The sequence below is a fragment of the Cedecea lapagei genome, from assembly GCF_900635955.1.
Classification (GTDB): domain Bacteria; phylum Pseudomonadota; class Gammaproteobacteria; order Enterobacterales; family Enterobacteriaceae; genus Cedecea; species Cedecea lapagei.
The window spans coordinates 3,925,422-3,941,865 of sequence record NZ_LR134201.1 but is presented as its reverse complement, the minus strand read 5'-3'; the positions used below and the strand labels follow the sequence as shown (position 1 = coordinate 3,941,865).

15 protein-coding genes are annotated in these 16,444 nt (G+C 56.3%); 10 read left to right on the top strand and 5 right to left on the bottom strand.

The features are described from left to right. Window positions 1–44 precede the first annotated feature (44 nt). Window positions 45–680 carry a YtjB family periplasmic protein gene (locus EL098_RS19140; protein ID WP_126357632.1) on the bottom strand — a complete coding sequence of 212 codons (636 nt, stop codon included), beginning with the start codon at window positions 678–680 and terminating at the stop codon, window positions 45–47. 149 nt (window positions 681–829) lie between these two features. Here EL098_RS19140 and serB point away from each other — a divergent pair, with 149 nt between their 5' ends. From serB to nadR, 3 genes are read left to right on the top strand one after another with little or no spacing between them, the layout of a single operon-like run. Further along, a complete protein-coding gene (serB, locus tag EL098_RS19135; protein WP_126357631.1) occupies window positions 830–1,807 on the top strand; it encodes a phosphoserine phosphatase in 978 nt (325 codons plus the stop codon). Between the two features lie 14 nt (window positions 1,808–1,821). After that, window positions 1,822–3,204, top strand: coding sequence for a DNA repair protein RadA (gene radA / locus EL098_RS19130; protein ID WP_126357630.1), 1,383 nt, complete (start codon window positions 1,822–1,824; stop codon window positions 3,202–3,204). A gap of 46 nt (window positions 3,205–3,250) precedes the next feature. After that, a complete protein-coding gene (gene nadR / locus EL098_RS19125) occupies window positions 3,251–4,483 on the top strand; it encodes a multifunctional transcriptional regulator/nicotinamide-nucleotide adenylyltransferase/ribosylnicotinamide kinase NadR (protein ID WP_126357629.1) in 1,233 nt (410 codons plus the stop codon). Between the two features lie 741 nt (window positions 4,484–5,224). Here nadR and ettA read toward each other — a convergent pair. After that, entirely contained in the window at window positions 5,225–6,892 is a 1,668-nt protein-coding gene (ettA, locus tag EL098_RS19120) for an energy-dependent translational throttle protein EttA (RefSeq protein ID WP_008460109.1), read from the bottom strand. 242 nt (window positions 6,893–7,134) lie between these two features. Here ettA and sltY point away from each other — a divergent pair, with 242 nt between their 5' ends. Both sltY and trpR read left to right on the top strand, forming a co-directional pair. Further along, complete coding sequence (sltY, locus tag EL098_RS19115; RefSeq protein WP_126357628.1) at window positions 7,135–9,069, top strand: murein transglycosylase; 1,935 nt, start codon at window positions 7,135–7,137, stop codon at window positions 9,067–9,069. A gap of 55 nt (window positions 9,070–9,124) precedes the next feature. Beyond that, the gene (gene trpR, locus EL098_RS19110) at window positions 9,125–9,463 is read left to right on the top strand and encodes a trp operon repressor (RefSeq protein ID WP_126357627.1); all 339 of its coding nucleotides are present in this window, start codon (window positions 9,125–9,127) and stop codon (window positions 9,461–9,463) included. Between the two features lie 6 nt (window positions 9,464–9,469). Here the strand turns inward: trpR and yjjX are convergent, their stop codons facing one another. Then, window positions 9,470–9,988 (bottom strand): inosine/xanthosine triphosphatase, encoded by a 519-nt coding sequence (gene yjjX, locus EL098_RS19105; protein ID WP_126357626.1) that lies wholly within the window; start codon window positions 9,986–9,988, stop codon window positions 9,470–9,472. Window positions 9,989–10,040: 52 nt separating this feature from the next. On the opposite strand from yjjX, the gene gpmB reads away from it, so the two are divergent. After that, window positions 10,041–10,688 carry a 2,3-diphosphoglycerate-dependent phosphoglycerate mutase GpmB gene (gpmB, locus tag EL098_RS19100; protein WP_126357625.1) on the top strand — a complete coding sequence of 216 codons (648 nt, stop codon included), beginning with the start codon at window positions 10,041–10,043 and terminating at the stop codon, window positions 10,686–10,688. Here gpmB and robA read toward each other — a convergent pair. Continuing rightward, window positions 10,685–11,554: an MDR efflux pump AcrAB transcriptional activator RobA gene (robA, locus tag EL098_RS19095; RefSeq protein ID WP_126357624.1), complete on the bottom strand. Its 870-nt coding sequence runs from the start codon at window positions 11,552–11,554 to the stop codon at window positions 10,685–10,687. The two genes, gpmB and robA, sit on opposite strands and share 4 nt — an antisense overlap. 210 nt (window positions 11,555–11,764) lie before the next feature. Here robA and creA point away from each other — a divergent pair, with 210 nt between their 5' ends. Together creA and EL098_RS19085 are read left to right on the top strand one after the other, a co-directional pair. Beyond that, a complete protein-coding gene (gene creA / locus EL098_RS19090; protein ID WP_126357623.1) occupies window positions 11,765–12,238 on the top strand; it encodes a protein CreA in 474 nt (157 codons plus the stop codon). A 143-nt stretch (window positions 12,239–12,381) separates the two neighbouring features. Next, a complete protein-coding gene (locus EL098_RS19085) occupies window positions 12,382–13,284 on the top strand; it encodes a LysR substrate-binding domain-containing protein (RefSeq protein WP_126357622.1) in 903 nt (300 codons plus the stop codon). Between the two features lie 129 nt (window positions 13,285–13,413). Here EL098_RS19085 and EL098_RS19080 read toward each other — a convergent pair whose 3' ends face one another. After that, complete coding sequence (locus tag EL098_RS19080) at window positions 13,414–13,713, bottom strand: CBU_0592 family membrane protein (RefSeq protein ID WP_126357621.1); 300 nt, start codon at window positions 13,711–13,713, stop codon at window positions 13,414–13,416. A gap of 192 nt (window positions 13,714–13,905) precedes the next feature. Between EL098_RS19080 and EL098_RS19075 the strand changes: the two genes are divergently transcribed. After that, window positions 13,906–15,495, top strand: a complete 1,590-nt coding sequence (locus EL098_RS19075) for an ABC transporter substrate-binding protein (protein ID WP_126357620.1) — start codon at window positions 13,906–13,908, stop codon at window positions 15,493–15,495. Next, a complete protein-coding gene (locus tag EL098_RS19070; RefSeq protein WP_126357619.1) occupies window positions 15,495–16,442 on the top strand; it encodes an ABC transporter permease in 948 nt (315 codons plus the stop codon). Before EL098_RS19075 ends, EL098_RS19070 begins: the two co-directional genes overlap by 1 nt. The last annotated feature ends 2 nt before the right edge of the window (window positions 16,443–16,444 follow it).

Genomic DNA, 16,444 nt, shown 5'->3' with positions numbered 1-16,444 from the left:
GGATCTTAGCATGATGCAGCTACGGCGAATTTACCGCGGGAGCTTTACTTACTCTCGTCTTCCTCTTTTACCTTTGTATTGGCGGTGAGCAGAAAAGGTGATTGCTGCCAGCGAGTTCGCTTGCCGTGAAGCAGGGTGCGGGTCAGCACGATGCCGATAGCAACCGCGAGCAGCAGCATCAGGCGCAGGATATTGGTGGTGTTATCCACCTGCTTGGCCTCGGTGGCGAGGGTATGGGTATCCAGCGTAATGCGCAGGTAGCCGATAGGGCCGCTTTTATCCGCGATAGGCTCGACGATTTGCTGATTGAAGTAGCTGCCGGCTTTTTGTCCGTCCAGTGCCAGACGATCGCGAACGTTTATGTTTTCCCCTGCACGGGCAATTTGATCGCCCTCGCTGTCATACACGGCGGCATCAAGAATGCGGCTATCTTCCGTCAGCAGGTTGAGCACGGCGGCGACGCGTTTTTCATCAGGGTTTTCGGTTTTCATCACCGGGATAAGATTAAACGCCACCTGGCGGGAGAGCGTGCGGGCCAGTTCTTCCAGCTGGACGTTTCGCGCCTGCTGGCTGCCCCGGCTAAACCAGGAGGCGCCCTGCATCAGCGCAACCAAAAGTGCCAGGCAGAACAGCACAATCACTGCGCGATGGAGCCGAAATTTAAATTTTACCCGAACCATGATGCACCTTTGGAAAATTGCGTACTTTAATGTTGCCAGAAGCAAGGCGGACAAGGTAGCCTCATGCGTTGTTTTTACCCGGATATCCTTATGCCACTCTCCCGGATCCCGACGGCAAAAGGGTATGTTTACTTGATTCTGGAGCCGCAATGCCAAACAGTTTGACCTGGTGCGATTTGCCTAACGATGTTTCACTTTGGCCTGGGTTGCCGCTTTCCCTGAGCGGTGACGAAGTGATGCCGCTGGACTACCGCGCCGGCCGCAGTGGCTGGCTCCTGTACGGCCGTAATCTGGACAAGCAGTGCCTGACCAGATACCAGCGTAAGCTGGGGGCCGCGATGGTGATTGTGACCGCCTGGTGTGTGGAAGATTACCAGGTTATCCGCCTGGCGGGCTCTTTAACCCCGCGAGCGACCCGGCTTGCGCATGACGCCGGGCTGGACGTTGCGCCGCTGGGCAAAATTCCGCATTTAAAAACGCCAGGCCTGCTGGTCATGGACATGGACTCCACCGCCATTCAAATCGAGTGTATCGACGAGATTGCCAAACTGGCGGGAACGGGTGAAATGGTGGCCGAAGTCACGGAACGCGCAATGCGCGGTGAACTAGACTTTACCGCCAGCCTGCGCCAGCGCGTGGCCACCCTGAAAGGCGCCGACGCCAATATTCTGCGCCAGGTGCGTGATGAGCTGCCGCTGATGCCGGGACTTAAATCTCTGGTGCAGAACCTTGATACTCTGGGCTGGAAAGTGGCCATTGCTTCCGGCGGGTTCACCTTCTTTGCGGAGTACCTGCGCGATACGCTGAACCTGACGACGGTGGTCGCAAACGAACTCGAGATTTGCGACGGTAAGCTGACCGGCGAAGTGCTGGGGCAGATTGTGGACGCTAAATTTAAAGCGGTTACCCTCAAGCGCCTGGCCGAAAAATATGACATTCCCGCCGCGCAGACCGTAGCGGTTGGCGACGGGGCCAATGATTTACCGATGATCCATGCCGCAGGGCTGGGCATTGCCTTTCACGCTAAGCCGAAGGTGAATGAGAAGAGCGAAGTCAGCATCCGCCATGCGGATCTGATGGGCGTGTTCTGCATCCTTTCCGGCAGCCTGATTCAGGAAGAACGCTAACAAGAGGTATAAAGGTGGCGAAAGCTCCAAAACGCGCATTTGTTTGTAACGAGTGTGGTGCGGATTACCCGCGCTGGCAGGGGCAGTGCAGCGCCTGTCACGCGTGGAATACCATTACCGAAGTGCGCATCGCCGCTTCTCCTCAGGTTGCCCGCAACGAGCGTCTGTCCGGCTATGCCGGGAGCGCGGGCGTCAACCGGGTGCAAAAGCTCTCGGAGATCAGCCTTGAAGAGCTGCCGCGTTTTTCCACCGGTTTTAAAGAGTTTGACCGCGTGTTGGGCGGCGGCGTGGTGCCGGGCAGCGCTATCCTGATTGGCGGCAACCCCGGCGCGGGGAAATCGACGCTGCTGCTGCAGACGCTTTGCAAACTCAGCGAGCAGATGAAAACCCTGTACGTCACCGGCGAAGAGTCGCTTCAGCAGGTGGCGATGCGAGCGCACCGTCTGGGCCTGCCGACGCAAAATCTCAACATGCTGTCGGAAACCAGCATCGAGCAGATCTGTATGATCGCAGAGGAAGAGCAGCCGAAGCTGATGGTGATCGACTCGATCCAGGTCATGCATATGGCGGACGTGCAGTCTTCGCCCGGCAGCGTGGCCCAGGTCCGAGAAACTGCGGCCTATCTGACGCGCTTTGCGAAGACCAAAGGCGTGGCGATCGTAATGGTCGGCCACGTGACCAAAGACGGCTCCCTGGCGGGGCCAAAAGTCCTTGAGCACTGCATTGACTGTTCCGTAATGCTCGACGGCGATGCTGATTCTCGTTTTCGCACCCTGCGCAGCCATAAAAACCGTTTTGGCGCGGTGAACGAGCTTGGCGTATTCGCGATGACCGAGCAGGGGCTGCGTGAAGTCAGTAACCCTTCTGCTATCTTCCTGAGCCGCGGTGATGAAGTGACGCCGGGCAGCTCGGTAATGGTAGTCTGGGAAGGGACTCGCCCGCTGCTGGTAGAGATTCAGGCGCTGGTGGATCAGTCCATGATGTCCAACCCTCGCCGCGTGGCCGTTGGCCTGGAGCAAAACCGTCTGGCGATTTTGCTGGCCGTACTGCACCGCCACGGCGGCCTGCAAATGGCCGACCAGGATGTCTTCGTGAACGTGGTGGGTGGCGTAAAAGTCACCGAAACCAGCGCCGACCTTGCGCTGCTGCTGGCGATGGTTTCCAGCCTGCGCGACAGGGCTTTGCCTCAGGATTTGGTGGTGTTTGGTGAAGTCGGGCTGGCCGGTGAAATCCGTCCGGTGCCCAGCGGCCAGGAACGCATTTCCGAGGCGGCAAAACACGGTTTTAAGCGTGCGATTGTGCCGCAGGCCAACGTACCGAAAAAAATTCCTAAAGGGATGCAGGTCTTCGGCGTGAAAAAACTTGCTGATGCGCTTTCTGTATTCGACGACTTATAATTGAGTAACTTGCGGGAATCGTTCCCGCTCCGGCAGGAGGCAGCGCGTGTCGTCATTCGACTATATTAAAACGGCTATTCGTCAGCAGGGCTGTACTTTACAGCAGGTGGCGGATGCCAGCGGGATGACTAAAGGCTACCTGAGCCAGCTACTGAACGCGAAAATCAAAAGCCCCAGCGCGCAAAAGCTGGAAGCGCTTCACCGCTTCCTGGGGCTGGAATTCCCGCGCCGCGAAAAGAAAGTCGGCGTGGTGTTCGGCAAGTTTTATCCGCTGCATACTGGCCATATCTATTTGATCCAGCGCGCCTGTAGCCAGGTAGACGAGCTGCATATCATCATGGGCTACGATGAGCCCCGTGACCGGGCGCTGTTTGACGACAGCGCGATGTCTCAGCAGCCCACTACCGGTGACCGCCTGCGCTGGCTGCTGCAAACCTTTAAGTACCAGAAGAACATACGCATTCACTCCTTCAACGAGGAGGGGATGGAGCCTTATCCGCACGGCTGGGATGTCTGGAGCCGGGGCATTAAGGCGTTTATGGACAGCAAAGGCATTTCCCCGGACCGGATCTACACCTCGGAAGAAGGGGATGCGGCGAAGTTTACCGAGCATCTCGGCATCGAAACGGTGGTGATTGACCCGCAGCGTACCTTTATGAACATCAGCGGAACGCAAATCCGCGAAAACCCGTTCCGCTACTGGGAATACATTCCTACTGAGGTCAAACCCTTCTTCGTGCGTACGGTAGCGATACTGGGCGGCGAGTCGAGTGGTAAGTCGTGGATGGTGAACAAGCTCGCCAACATCTTTAACACCACCAGCGCCTGGGAGTATGGGCGGGACTACGTCTTCTCCCACCTTGGCGGTGACGAAATGGCGCTGCAGTATTCCGACTACGACAAAATAGCTATCGGCCACGCGCAGTACGTCGACTTTGCGGTGAAGTACGCCAATAAAGTGGCGTTTATCGACACGGATTTTGTCACCACTCAGGCCTTCTGCAAGAAGTATGAAGGACGTGAACATCCCTTCGTGCAGGCGCTGATTGACGAATACCGCTTTGATCTGGTGATCCTGCTGGAGAACAATACGCCGTGGGTGGCGGACGGTTTACGCAGCCTCGGCAGCGACGTGGACAGAAAATCGTTCCAGAACCTGCTGGTGGAAATGCTCAAAGAGAACAACATCGACTTTATTCACGTTGAAGAGTCTGACTATGACTCGCGCTTCCTGCGCTGCGTGGATCTGGTGAAAGAGATGATGGGCGAGCAGCGATAAATAATTGAGGGTGATGCCCTTAGTTCTGTGCTCTCATTTGGGGCCGTCGATTAGTCACAAATCCCTGCGATTATGCAGGACTGGTTCTGGTTCCGTTCACCCGTACATCTGTTTCACCTGTACGTTCAGAGACGGTGAACGTGTCAGGGGGCATTACGCCATCCCCCCTGACAACCCCCGGCGCCCGGCGAGCTCATCGCCGCTGAAGCGGTAAACCCACCGGTTATCACCCAAACATTCGGGGTCGTTCGCGATTCGTTCCCGACGATCGCTCTCTTTCGCTGTTCCCGACAGCTCAACCCCGCCTGAGTTGGGTCATCCCCGGGGGCGATGAGAGCCGGGGACCAAGGTGTGGCTGTGGGTCTTGCAGCAATTTTTCTGTCCCGCAAAGCTGCGAGTTTAAAGCGAGGCCCGGTTCCGGCTTAAATCGCCTCCGTTTTCTCTCCGACTGGCCAAGGGCCGGACGTCGGGAACGCATCTCAGCTGACCCAGGACTGGGAGATAAAACGGAGGTCTGCCGCTTCAGCGGTCGATTTATTTCGCCGGAGTCCGGGTTCTTAGGGGAGTGACGGTGACTCCCTTGGGACGTTCACCGGTGCGGTGGTGACATGTGAAACCGAATTGGAAGTGAACGGAACCTCAGTCGGGCCTGGAATAATCGTGGATATTTGTAATTAAGAAACAGCCCCCATTGACCGGGGGCTAGCCATAAAAAAGGCACCGTGAAGGTGCCTTTTGCATTTACTTGGTGACGCGTTTGTACTTGATGCGTTTTGGCTCAAGAGCATCGGAGCCGAGGGTACGCTTCTTGTACTCTTCGTATTCGGTAAAGTTACCTTCGAAGAACTCCACTTTACCTTCATCCTGGTAATCCAGAATGTGGGTGGCGATACGGTCAAGGAACCAGCGGTCGTGCGAGATAACCATCGCGCAGCCCGGGAACTCCAGCAGGGCGTTTTCCAGCGCGCGCAGGGTTTCGATATCCAGGTCGTTTGTTGGTTCATCGAGCAGCAGAACGTTACCGCCAACCTGCAGCAGCTTCGCCAGGTGCAGACGACCGCGCTCACCGCCGGACAGCTCGCCTACGCGTTTGCCCTGGTCAACGCCTTTGAAGTTAAAGCGGCCGACGTAAGCACGGCTTGGCATCTCGGTGTTACCGATACGCATAATATCCTGGCCGCCGGAGACTTCTTCCCACACGGTTTTGCTGTTGTCCATGGCATCACGGAACTGGTCAACGGAGGCCAGCTTCACGGTCTCACCCAGGGTGATAGAGCCGCTGTCAGGCTGCTCCTGACCGGACATCATGCGGAACAGGGTAGATTTACCGGCGCCGTTCGGACCGATGATGCCGACGATGGCCCCTTTCGGTACGGAGAAGCTCAGATCGTCAATCAGCAGGCGGTCGCCGTAAGATTTACGCAGGTTGTTAACTTCAACCACTTTATCCCCGAGGCGTGCGCCAGGTGGAATAAACAGTTCGTTGGTTTCGTTACGTTTCTGGTATTCGGTGTTGTTCAGCTCTTCGAAGCGTGCCAGACGGGCTTTGCCCTTAGACTGACGGCCTTTAGCGCCCTGACGAACCCACTCCAGCTCTTTCTCAATGGATTTACGGCGAGCGGCTTCCGTTGAGGCTTCTTGCGCCAGACGCTGATCTTTCTGCTCCAGCCAGGAAGAGTAGTTACCTTCCCATGGAATACCTTCCCCACGGTCGAGCTCCAGGATCCAGCCGGCGACGTTGTCGAGGAAGTAGCGGTCGTGGGTAATCGCCACAACGGTGCCCTCGAAGTCGTGCAGGAAGCGTTCCAGCCATGCCACGGATTCTGCATCCAGGTGGTTAGTTGGCTCATCGAGCAGCAGCATATCTGGTTTTTCCAGCAGCAGGCGGCACAGCGCAACACGGCGGCGTTCACCCCCGGACAGCTTCTCGATTTTTGCATCCCAGTCTGGCAGACGCAGGGCATCCGCGGCGCGCTCCAGCTGCACGTTCAGGTTGTGACCGTCGTGCGCCTGGATTATCTCTTCATACTTGCCTTGCTGTGCGGCCAGCTTATCAAAGTCCGCGTCCGGCTCGGCGTATTTGGCATAGACTTCATCCAGGCCTTTCAGCGCGTTAACCACTTCGGAAACGGCTTCTTCTACGGACTCACGTACGGTGTGCTCCGGGTTCAGCTTAGGTTCCTGCGGCAGGTAGCCGATCTTGATGCCTGGCTGAGGACGGGCTTCGCCTTCGATATCGGTATCGATGCCGGCCATGATGCGCAGCAGGGTGGATTTACCGGCACCGTTCAGGCCCAGCACGCCGATTTTGGCGCCAGGGAAGAAGCTGAGCGAAATATTTTTCAGAATATGTCGTTTCGGCGGGACAACTTTGCCGACACGATGCATGGTATAAACGAATTGAGCCACAGTGCGACTTTGCCTCTTTTATCGTGATGTAAGATGGTACATAACAAAGGCGAAGTGTAGCGGTTTTCCGGGGCTAATCCCAGCGGGGTATCGTGGTTCTGCCGGGCAGGGCGCCTTTATACGTTTAATGACCAAAATATACCTTCCGGACATGGCGTATTGCGACTCCCCTGGTTAGCATGAATGCATTCGCTTATTGCGGCGCAGGCATGATGCCGTCAGGAAAATAATGAGGAGAAGGTGTGGTAAAAGCCAAACAAGTCGCATGGCAGTTGCTTGCCGCAGGCGTTAGCCTGGTGATGTTAAACGGCGCGGTACGTGCGGATTCTCTCGATGAGCAGCGCAGCCGCTACGCGCAAATTAAACAGGCCTGGGATAACAAACAAATGGACGTGGTGCAGCAGCTGATGCCCACTCTGCAAACCTATCCTCTTTATCCTTACCTCGAATATCGTCAGTTAACCGACGATCTGATGAACGAGCCGACCGTGGCGGTGGCTCAGTTTATTCAGGCTAATCCAACGTTGCCTCCGGCGCGTACGTTAAGCTCCCGGTTTGTTAACGAGCTGGCAAGACGTCAGGACTGGCGAGGCCTGCTGGCCTTCAGCCCTGAACCGCCTGCCACTAACGAAGCAAAATGTAATTACTACTATGCCAAATGGAATACCGGGCAGGCAGAGGCTGCCTGGGCTGGCGCAAAAGAGCTGTGGCTTACCGGCAAGAGCCAGCCGTCGAGCTGTGATGCGCTGTTTTCCGCGTGGCGAGCTTCAGGCACGCAGGATCCGCTCGCTTACCTCGAACGCATCAGGCTGGCGATGAAAGAGGGGAACACCTCGCTGGTAACCTCGCTGGCTAATCAGATGCCTGCAGACTACCAGACTATCTCCAGCGCGTTGATAAGCCTGCAAAATAACCCGAGTACGGTGCTCACTTTCGCCAATACGGTGGGCGCGACGGACTTCACCCGACAGGCCGCCGCTATCGCTTTTGCGAGCGTAGCCCGTCAGGATGTGGAAAATGCCCGGCTGATGATCCCGTCTCTGGTTCAGGCGCAGAAGCTTACCGAGGAGCAGGCGCAGGAGTTGCGTGACGCGGTGGCCTGGCGATTGATGGGCAGCGACGTGACGGATGAGCAGGCCCGCTGGCGTGACGATGCCATCATGCGATCGCAGTCCACTTCGCTGATTGAACGTCGCGTGCGTATGGCGTTGGGAGCCGGCGACCGCTCCGGCCTGAATACCTGGCTTGCACGCCTGCCGATGGAAGCCAAAGAGAAAGATGAATGGCGCTACTGGCAGGCAGATTTGCTGCTGGAGCGCGGACGTGATGATGAAGCAAAGGGGATCCTGCGTACTCTGATGCAGCAGCGTGGTTTCTACCCAATGGTTGCCGCACAGCGGCTTGGGGAGGACTATCCGCTGCGCGTTGATAAAGCCGATCCCGTGAACCCGGCTTTGGTGCAGGGGCCGGAAATGGCGCGAGTCCGCGAGCTGATGTACTGGAATATGGACAACACCGCGCGCAGCGAATGGGCAAACCTGGTGACCAGCCGCAGCAGGCAGGAGCAGGCCGGACTGGCGCGCTACGCTTTTGACCAGGACTGGTGGGATCTTAGCGTGCAGGCAACCATAGCCGGCAAGCTCTGGGATAACCTGGAGGAGCGTTTCCCGCTGGCTTATAAAGGTACCTTCGCCCGCTACGTCAGCGGCAAAACCGTGCCGCAAAGCTATGCGATGGCGATTGCCCGCCAGGAAAGTGCCTGGAACCCGAAGGTGCGTTCCCCTGTGGGCGCAAGCGGCCTGATGCAGATCATGCCGGGAACCGCCACCCATACCGTGAAGATGTTCAGCATTCCCGGCTACAGCAGTCCGCTGCAGCTGCTGGATCCTGAGACCAACATCAATATCGGCACCAGCTACCTGCAGTACGTGTTCCAGCAGTTTGAGAGCAACCGTATCTTTGCTTCCGCCGCCTATAATGCGGGGCCGGGACGAGTGAGAACCTGGCTTGGCAACAGCGCGGGGCGGATTGACGCTATCGCGTTTGTGGAAAGCATTCCGTTCTCCGAGACGCGCGGCTATGTGAAAAACGTGCTGGCTTATGACGCCTATTACCGCTACTTCATGGGGCAGCCTGACAAAATCCTGTCTGACAGCGAGTGGCAGCGGCGTTATTGATTGCGCGGAGAGTATGTTATGCTGCCGTACTAGTTAAAGAGTATGGTGGCCTGACATGACTCAGCTCTCTCAATATTCGGCGGAACAGGCCGAGCAAAGTAATAAAGAGTGGCTCCGCTTTGTGGGGCTGTTGCAGCAAGCCTTTGGGCAGGAGCTTCATCTGCCTTTGCTGACGCTGTTGTTAACCCCGGATGAGCGTACTGCGTTGGGAACTCGTGTGCGGATCATTGAGGAGTTGCTTCGCGGCGAGCTTAGCCAGCGCGAGCTGAAGAATGAGCTGGGCGCGGGTATTGCTACTATTACCCGCGGCTCCAACAGCCTGAAGGCGGCGCCGACTGAGCTGCGGGCATGGCTTGAAAAAGAGCTTCTGCAGGGCAGTAACCCGGCTCGCTAAGCCGCGCTACTGGCGATAAATCTCGTTATGAAAAGGGCTTAATGCCAGTATCACCGCCTGATGATAGACGCTGCTGCGCGTGAGCTTTCCGGCGGTGAACACGCCAATCGCACCCTCTTTACGTCCAATCTTATCGATGCCCGTATAGTCAGACATAACCGGCCCCAGAGCGTTTCCGGCGTTGACTTTCTGCAGAATAACTTCCGGCAGTGGCAGAGTTGCCGACCTGGCCTCTCCGCGCTGCTGGCGGGTCTCGATCACCACCCAGCTGAAAGTGCTGCCTTCGTCGATTCCGGCCTCAATGGCGACCCAAAAGTCGGCCTCTGGCCTGAGTTCCCGGGCATTGGCGACCCTGCATCGTGCGCCAGTTCGCGTTTCCTTGCTGCCGAAGGGCTGTTCCGGCACGCCACTATCGACGACCACAGGCTCAATATGGCAGGATCCTTCACCATAAATCTCGCTAAACGCCTGCAGAATCGCCTGAATTTTGGCGGGATTGGTTGTTGCAGCAACGACATGGTTCATAATAAGTCAGAACTCTCGATATTTCGTGACCGGAGTATAACGGAAAAAACGCATGTTACAGGTATACCTTGTTCGTCATGGCGAAACGCAGTGGAATGCGGAGCGCCGCATTCAGGGGCAGTCAGACAGCGCGCTGACTGAAAACGGAGAACGCCAGGCCTGGCAAGTGGCCGAACGGGCGAGGACCCTTGGCATCACCCACATTATCAGCAGCGATTTAGGCAGGACTCGCCGCACCGCGGAGATCATCGCCGAAGCCTGCGGCTGCGAGATTATCTTTGATGCTCGCCTGCGTGAGCTCAACATGGGCGTGCTTGAACGCCGCAAAATGGACACGCTGACCGAAGAGGAAGAGGGCTGGCGTCGCCGCCTGGTGGATGGTACGCCGGACGGCCGCATTCCCGAGGGCGAAAGCATGCTGGAGCTTAGCAACCGCATGCATGAAGCGCTCAATGCCTGCCGGGAGTTGCCGGCCGGAAGCAGACCCTTGCTGGTGAGTCACGGTATGGCATTGGGTGGGCTGGTGAGCACGATCCTCGGTTTACCCGCATGGGCTGAACGTCGCCTGCGTCTGCGCAACTGTTCAATATCCCGTGTGGATTATCAGCAAAGCCCGTGGCTGGCGTCGGGGTGGGTGGTTGAAACGGCAGGAGACATCTCGCACCTTGATGCTCCTGCCCTGGATGAGATCCAGCGTTAACGGCGTACCGGGATCAGGTATTCACAGCGGATCTGCATCGGCAGCTCCTGATCCCGCGACTCATCCTGAGGGTAGAAACGTTCAATATCCTGGCCCTTACGGCGGGTCAGGTTCAGCGATGGCATGCAGGTGCCGTAGAGCGTCAGAATAAAGTCCTGGAGCCCGGTGCCCAGCCCTTCGTAGTTGAACTGCACATAGTCGCCGCCCTCCAGCACCACCGGATGGGAGTCAGGCAGGAAGCCGTTGGCCAGCTCCGGCGTGAGCGCCGTGGTGTAGAAAACTTCCTGCTCATCGTCTTTTTCCGAGCTTGGGCGAGGCTCATGCAGGCCGTACAGCACCCGTGGGATCGTCGGTGAATTGCCCAGGAACTGCGTCCAGAACTGGATGCGCATCTCATTACGGAAGTCAGAGATTTGTTCCAGCGTGCAGCTGTAGCTTTGCGTCACGCCAACCAGGTGTGTTTCCGGCAGGGTGATGAAGTGCGCCTGCGGCGGCGTAAATTCACCGAGGCGTAGCGGCGGACGCATGCCAAATGCGCTCCAGTCCGGGGCGCGGCGGTATAGCGCAGGCGTTTGAGCAAACTGTTTTTTAAACGCGCGGGTGAATGTTTGCTGCGAGTCAAAACGGTACTGAAGCGCGATATCCAGAATGGGGCGCGCAGTCAGACGCAGGGCGACGGCGGATTTAGAAAGTCGGCGGGCGCGAATATAGGCTCCAATAGCGTGTCCGGTAACTTCTTTAAACATCCGTTGTAAATGCCACTTGGAATAACCTGCCTTTGCCGCCACATTATCAAGGGCAAGAGGCTGATCGAGGTGGCCCTCCAGCCAGCTAAGCAGATCGCGAATGATCCCAGCCTGATCCATATAATATCCTCATCCATACAAGCGAATGCCTGTTTATTAAGGTAGCGGATGATAGCATTTTTGTACTTTATGCATTCACCGTTTTTTTTTGACAGGCTGTGCCATATTTGCCGATTATGGAGGCAGAATTTGCTAATAATGTGATATTCAACGATTTTTATCCATCTTTTGAATAATCGCGGAGCGTAATTTTTAAACAATGGTAACAATATGAAATATAGAGCTTTAGCATTTTGCAGTGCGCTTCTGGCTATCAGCTACGGCGCGAACGCGGAGCAGATTGGTTCGGTGGATACGGTGTTCAAAGTTCTCGGCCCCGATCATAAGATTGTGGTAGAGGCATTTGACGATCCTGACGTCAAGAATGTGACCTGCTATATCAGCCGGGCAAAAACCGGTGGTATCAAGGGCGGCCTTGGATTAGCTGAGGACACTTCTGATGCGGCAATCTCCTGCCAGCAGGTAGGGCCGGTCGAGCTGAGCGATAAAATCAAAGCCGGGAAAGCGGAGGGTGACGTGGTGTTCCAGAAACGCACTTCGTTGGTGTTTAAAAAGCTGCAGGTCGTGCGTTTCTATGATGCTAAACGTAACGCGCTGGCCTACCTGGCCTACTCTGATCGGGTCGTAGAGGGCTCGCCGAAAAACGCCATCAGCGCGGTGCCGATTATTCCGTGGGGGAAATAATCCGCTGCGATGACGCATAATGTATGCGCTGACGCGTTACCCTTATGACAAGCCTGATGTATTTCTGATGCATCAGGCTTGTCTGCCTCTGCCTTCCTGATTAGTGTGTGGTGACCGTTCCGCTGCCTTTTAAGGCTTCCCTGATGCCGATTGAGCCACTTCCGCCCCTGAATACCCTTATCGCCTTCGAATGCGTAGCCCGCTACGGCAATATTTCTCGCGCTGCCGAAGAGCTCAACCTGACGCAAAGCGCCACCAGCCGCCAGATCCTCCAGCTGGAGGAGATGCTGGGCTGTAAGCTTTTTACCCGTACCCAACGGCGCGTGTTGCTCACGCCGCGCGGTGAAGCCTATGCCGAACGCGTGCGGCAGCAGCTGGCGGCATTGTCTCACGCCACGGCGGAAGTCATGGGCTGGACGGGGCTGCCGCAGGTAACCATCGCCTGCACCAGCGCGATGAGTTCGCTTTGGCTGTCCTCCCGACTGACGGCGCTACATCGTGAACTGCCGGATTTGCAGGTGCGGATGAAAATCACCGACAACTTCTCCGAACTGCGCTCATCGGAATTTGATCTGGCGATTTTTTACCTGCGGGAGGTCCCGGTGGGCTTTCACGCTACGCCGCTCTTCGATGAGGTCTGCTATCCGATGTGCTCGCCTGGTTTTCTGTCGCGCATAGGTTCTGGCGCACCCGCAGAAGCGCTGCTGCAGCAGACGCTGCTGATTCAGGACGATCCGCAGCGGGAGTGGACGGGGTGGCGCGACTGGTTTGCCTCGCAGAGCGTCCTGAGTTTTGTGCCGCGTCAGACCTGGCGCGCCAATAACTATCCGTTTTTAGTCGAGGCGGCGGTGCGAGGAGACGGGATATTACTCGGCTGGGAAGGGCTGGTGCAGGATTATCTTAATCGGGGTGAACTGGTTGCGGCGCACCCCGGAAAGCTGGCGGCCGCCAGTAAATGCTTCCTGCTTATCCCTGAGGATCGCTATGTGAAGCCGATTGTTCGCCACGTCATGACCTGGCTACAGCGGCAGCCTCCGACGGAATAAGCTGAAACCAGACGCTAATCCCAAAAGACGATTATTTTATTATCGTTGCTGTCGCTAAATTATTTATCCACGCAGTTAGCCATAACCTTTTCTTATATATAGATGAAGAAAAATAAAATTTAAACCCACTTAATCCTTTGGTTTATTTATTGTCTCTAAATCCAGGGGCGGTATTTTATTTTTTATAGCTCCGCGCCGACGATAAGAAGTATGCATACCTACCAGCGTGAAAACCAACCACATTGACTGTGATATGACCGATGCCAAATTAAAATCATGGCTCAATGAATAGAGGCCACCGACGCATCCTGCGATGTTAAGACAAGCATAGCTGTTTGAATCTATTGAAATCCTTCGCATCTGAACCAGCGCGTAGGCCAGCAGGTAACAAAAGACGCCAATTAAGCCGACAAGGGTATACAGTTCCACATTTTCTTTCCTGGTGTGACGCCATGACCGGGAAATTATCTTTTTTGTTGCGGCTCTGCTGCGCGTTTTTTTCATAGTCTGATACGAAAAACTCATGCCTCACTGTTTAGCTGTTTTGATATAAATCATAAATAGATGTGCTATGGCATCTGGCCGGTGGTCAGACAAACAAATAATAACGGAGAAAAATAAATGAAAGACGATCGTTCAGACGTAAAAAAATACCTGCAGGGCGTGAACATGAGCCGCCGTTCATTTATCAATACTGCGGCGATCATTGGGATGGGCAGCGCGTTATCGCTTTCGCCGCTGGCGGGATTTGCCGCCGAAGCCGCACCTAAAAAAGGCGGCGTGCTGAAGCTGGGGATGTCGGGTGGCAATACCAGCGATTCTCTGGATCCTACGCTATTCAGCGACTGGGTCCCGCTTAATCAGGCTTACATGCTGATGAACGGTCTGGTGGAAATTGATGAGAACAACCAGGCTACGCCGGAGCTGCTGGAAAGCTGGGAGGCGAAGCCTGGTGCGCAGGAGTGGACATTTAAAGTGCGTCAGGGCGTGACCTTCCACAACGGCAAAGCGCTTACCGTCGAAGATATTCTCTACTCCATTAACCTGCACCGCGGCGACCAGTCGCGCAGCGCCATTAAAACTCAGCTGGCGGCCATTAAGGATCTGAAGAAGAGCGGCGATAACGAAATTACCCTGACCCTGGACAGCGGCAACGCCGACCTGCCGTTCCTGCTGGCGGACTATCACCTGGTGGTGGTGCCGGATGGATTCACCGACTGGAAACACCCTATTGGTACCGGCGGCTTCGTCTTTGACCAGTATCAGCCTGGCGTGCGCTCCTACTTCAAACGCAACCCTAATTACTGGAAACCTAACCGCGCCTTTGTGGATGCCGTTGAGGTACTGGTGATCAACGATGCTACCGCACGCACCAACGCCCTTATCTCCGGTCAGGTACACGCCATCAACCGTGTTGACTTTAAAACCGTTGATTTTCTGAAGCGCAACCCGGCGCTGAACATCGTGCGCGCCGCCGGAGGGCAGCATTTTACCTTCCTGATGGACTGTCGGGTTGCCCCGTTCAATAACAACGATGTCCGAACGGCCATTAAATACGGCATCGATCGTGAAAAATTGCTGGCTACCGTTCTTCGGGGTTACGGCACGCTCGGCAACGATCATCCGATCCCAAAAACCGATCGCTTCTTCAATAAAAGCCTGGAGCAGCGCGCCTACGATCCTGATAAGGCGAAGTTCTTCCTGAAAAAAGCCGGGCTTAGCGCGCTGCCGCTTGAGCTCTCCTCTTCGGATGCCGCCTTTGCCGGGGCGCTGGACGCTGCGGCCCTGTTCCAGGGCGAAGCCGCCGCAGCCGGGATCCAGGTCAACATCAAACGTCAGCCGGCAGACAGCTACTGGGATGATGTCTGGATGAAAGCGCCGTTTAGCATGGGCTACTGGGGCGGGCGTCCAACGGCGGATCAGATGTTCTCTACCGCCTGGCAGTCCACGGCGAAATGGAACGATACCCACTGGAAGAACGACAAGTTCGACAGCCTGCTGATCCAGGCCCGCTCGCTGCTTGATGAGCAGAAGCGCGCGGAAATTTATGGCGAGCTGCAAAGCATTGCCCGCGATGACGGCGGCGCCATGATCCCGCTTTTTGGTGACTACCTTGATGCCACCAGCAAAAAAGTCGGCGGCGTCAAACCTCACCCGCTGTTCAACTTCATGGGCGGCCGTCTGGCTGAACGCGTCTGGCTGGAGTCGTAATGAAAAAACAGATCCTTCATCGCTTATTGCTTGGCGTGCTGACGCTGTGGCTGGTATCGGTCTTGATTTTTGTCGGCACCGAGCTGTTACCCGGTGATGTAGCCAGCGCCATCCTGGGCCAAAACGGCACGCCGGAAACCATCGCCGCGCTGCGCCTGCAGCTTGGTCTCGATCAGCCTGCAGTTTATCGCTACCTGCACTGGCTGTCCGGCGTGCTGCACGGTGACCTGGGGACTTCGCTTGCCAATAACCAGCCCATCGGCGCAGAGCTGCTGCCTCGCCTGGCAAACACGCTGTTCCTCGCGGTCTATGCCGCGCTGATTGCGATTCCGTTAGCGGTGGTGCTGGGGATTGCCTCGGCGGTATGGCGCGGCTCATGGTTCGATCGCCTGGCGAATACGCTGACGCTGATGAGCATTTCGGTGCCGGAGTTCTTCGTCGGCTACGTGCTGGTGATCTTCTTTGCTATTCGTCTGGCCTGGTTCCCTAGCCTGGCGCTGGTTGACCCTGATGCCAGCCTGCTTGAGCGGCTCTATGCCTGCACGTTGCCGATGCTGACGCTGGTGCTGGTGGTGCTGGCGCATATGCTGCGTATGACTCGCGCCTCCGTTGGGGCGGTAATGTCCAGCAGCTATATCGAAACGGCGCTGCTAAAAGGGCTTTCCCGCTGGCGCATCGTGCTGAGCCATGCGCTACCAAACGCGCTTGCGCCGATCATCAACGTGATTGCTTTTAACCTGGCGTATCTGGTTGTGGGCGTCATTCTGGTCGAGGTTGTCTTCGTCTACCCTGGCATCGGGCAGATGATGGTGGATGCCGTAACCAAGCGCGATTTACCGGTAGTACAGGCCTGTGGGCTGCTGTTTGGCGGGACCTATATCCTGCTGAATACGGCGGCAGACCTGCTGGCTATCTGGTGCAACCCACGACTGCGACATGCGAGGTAGTC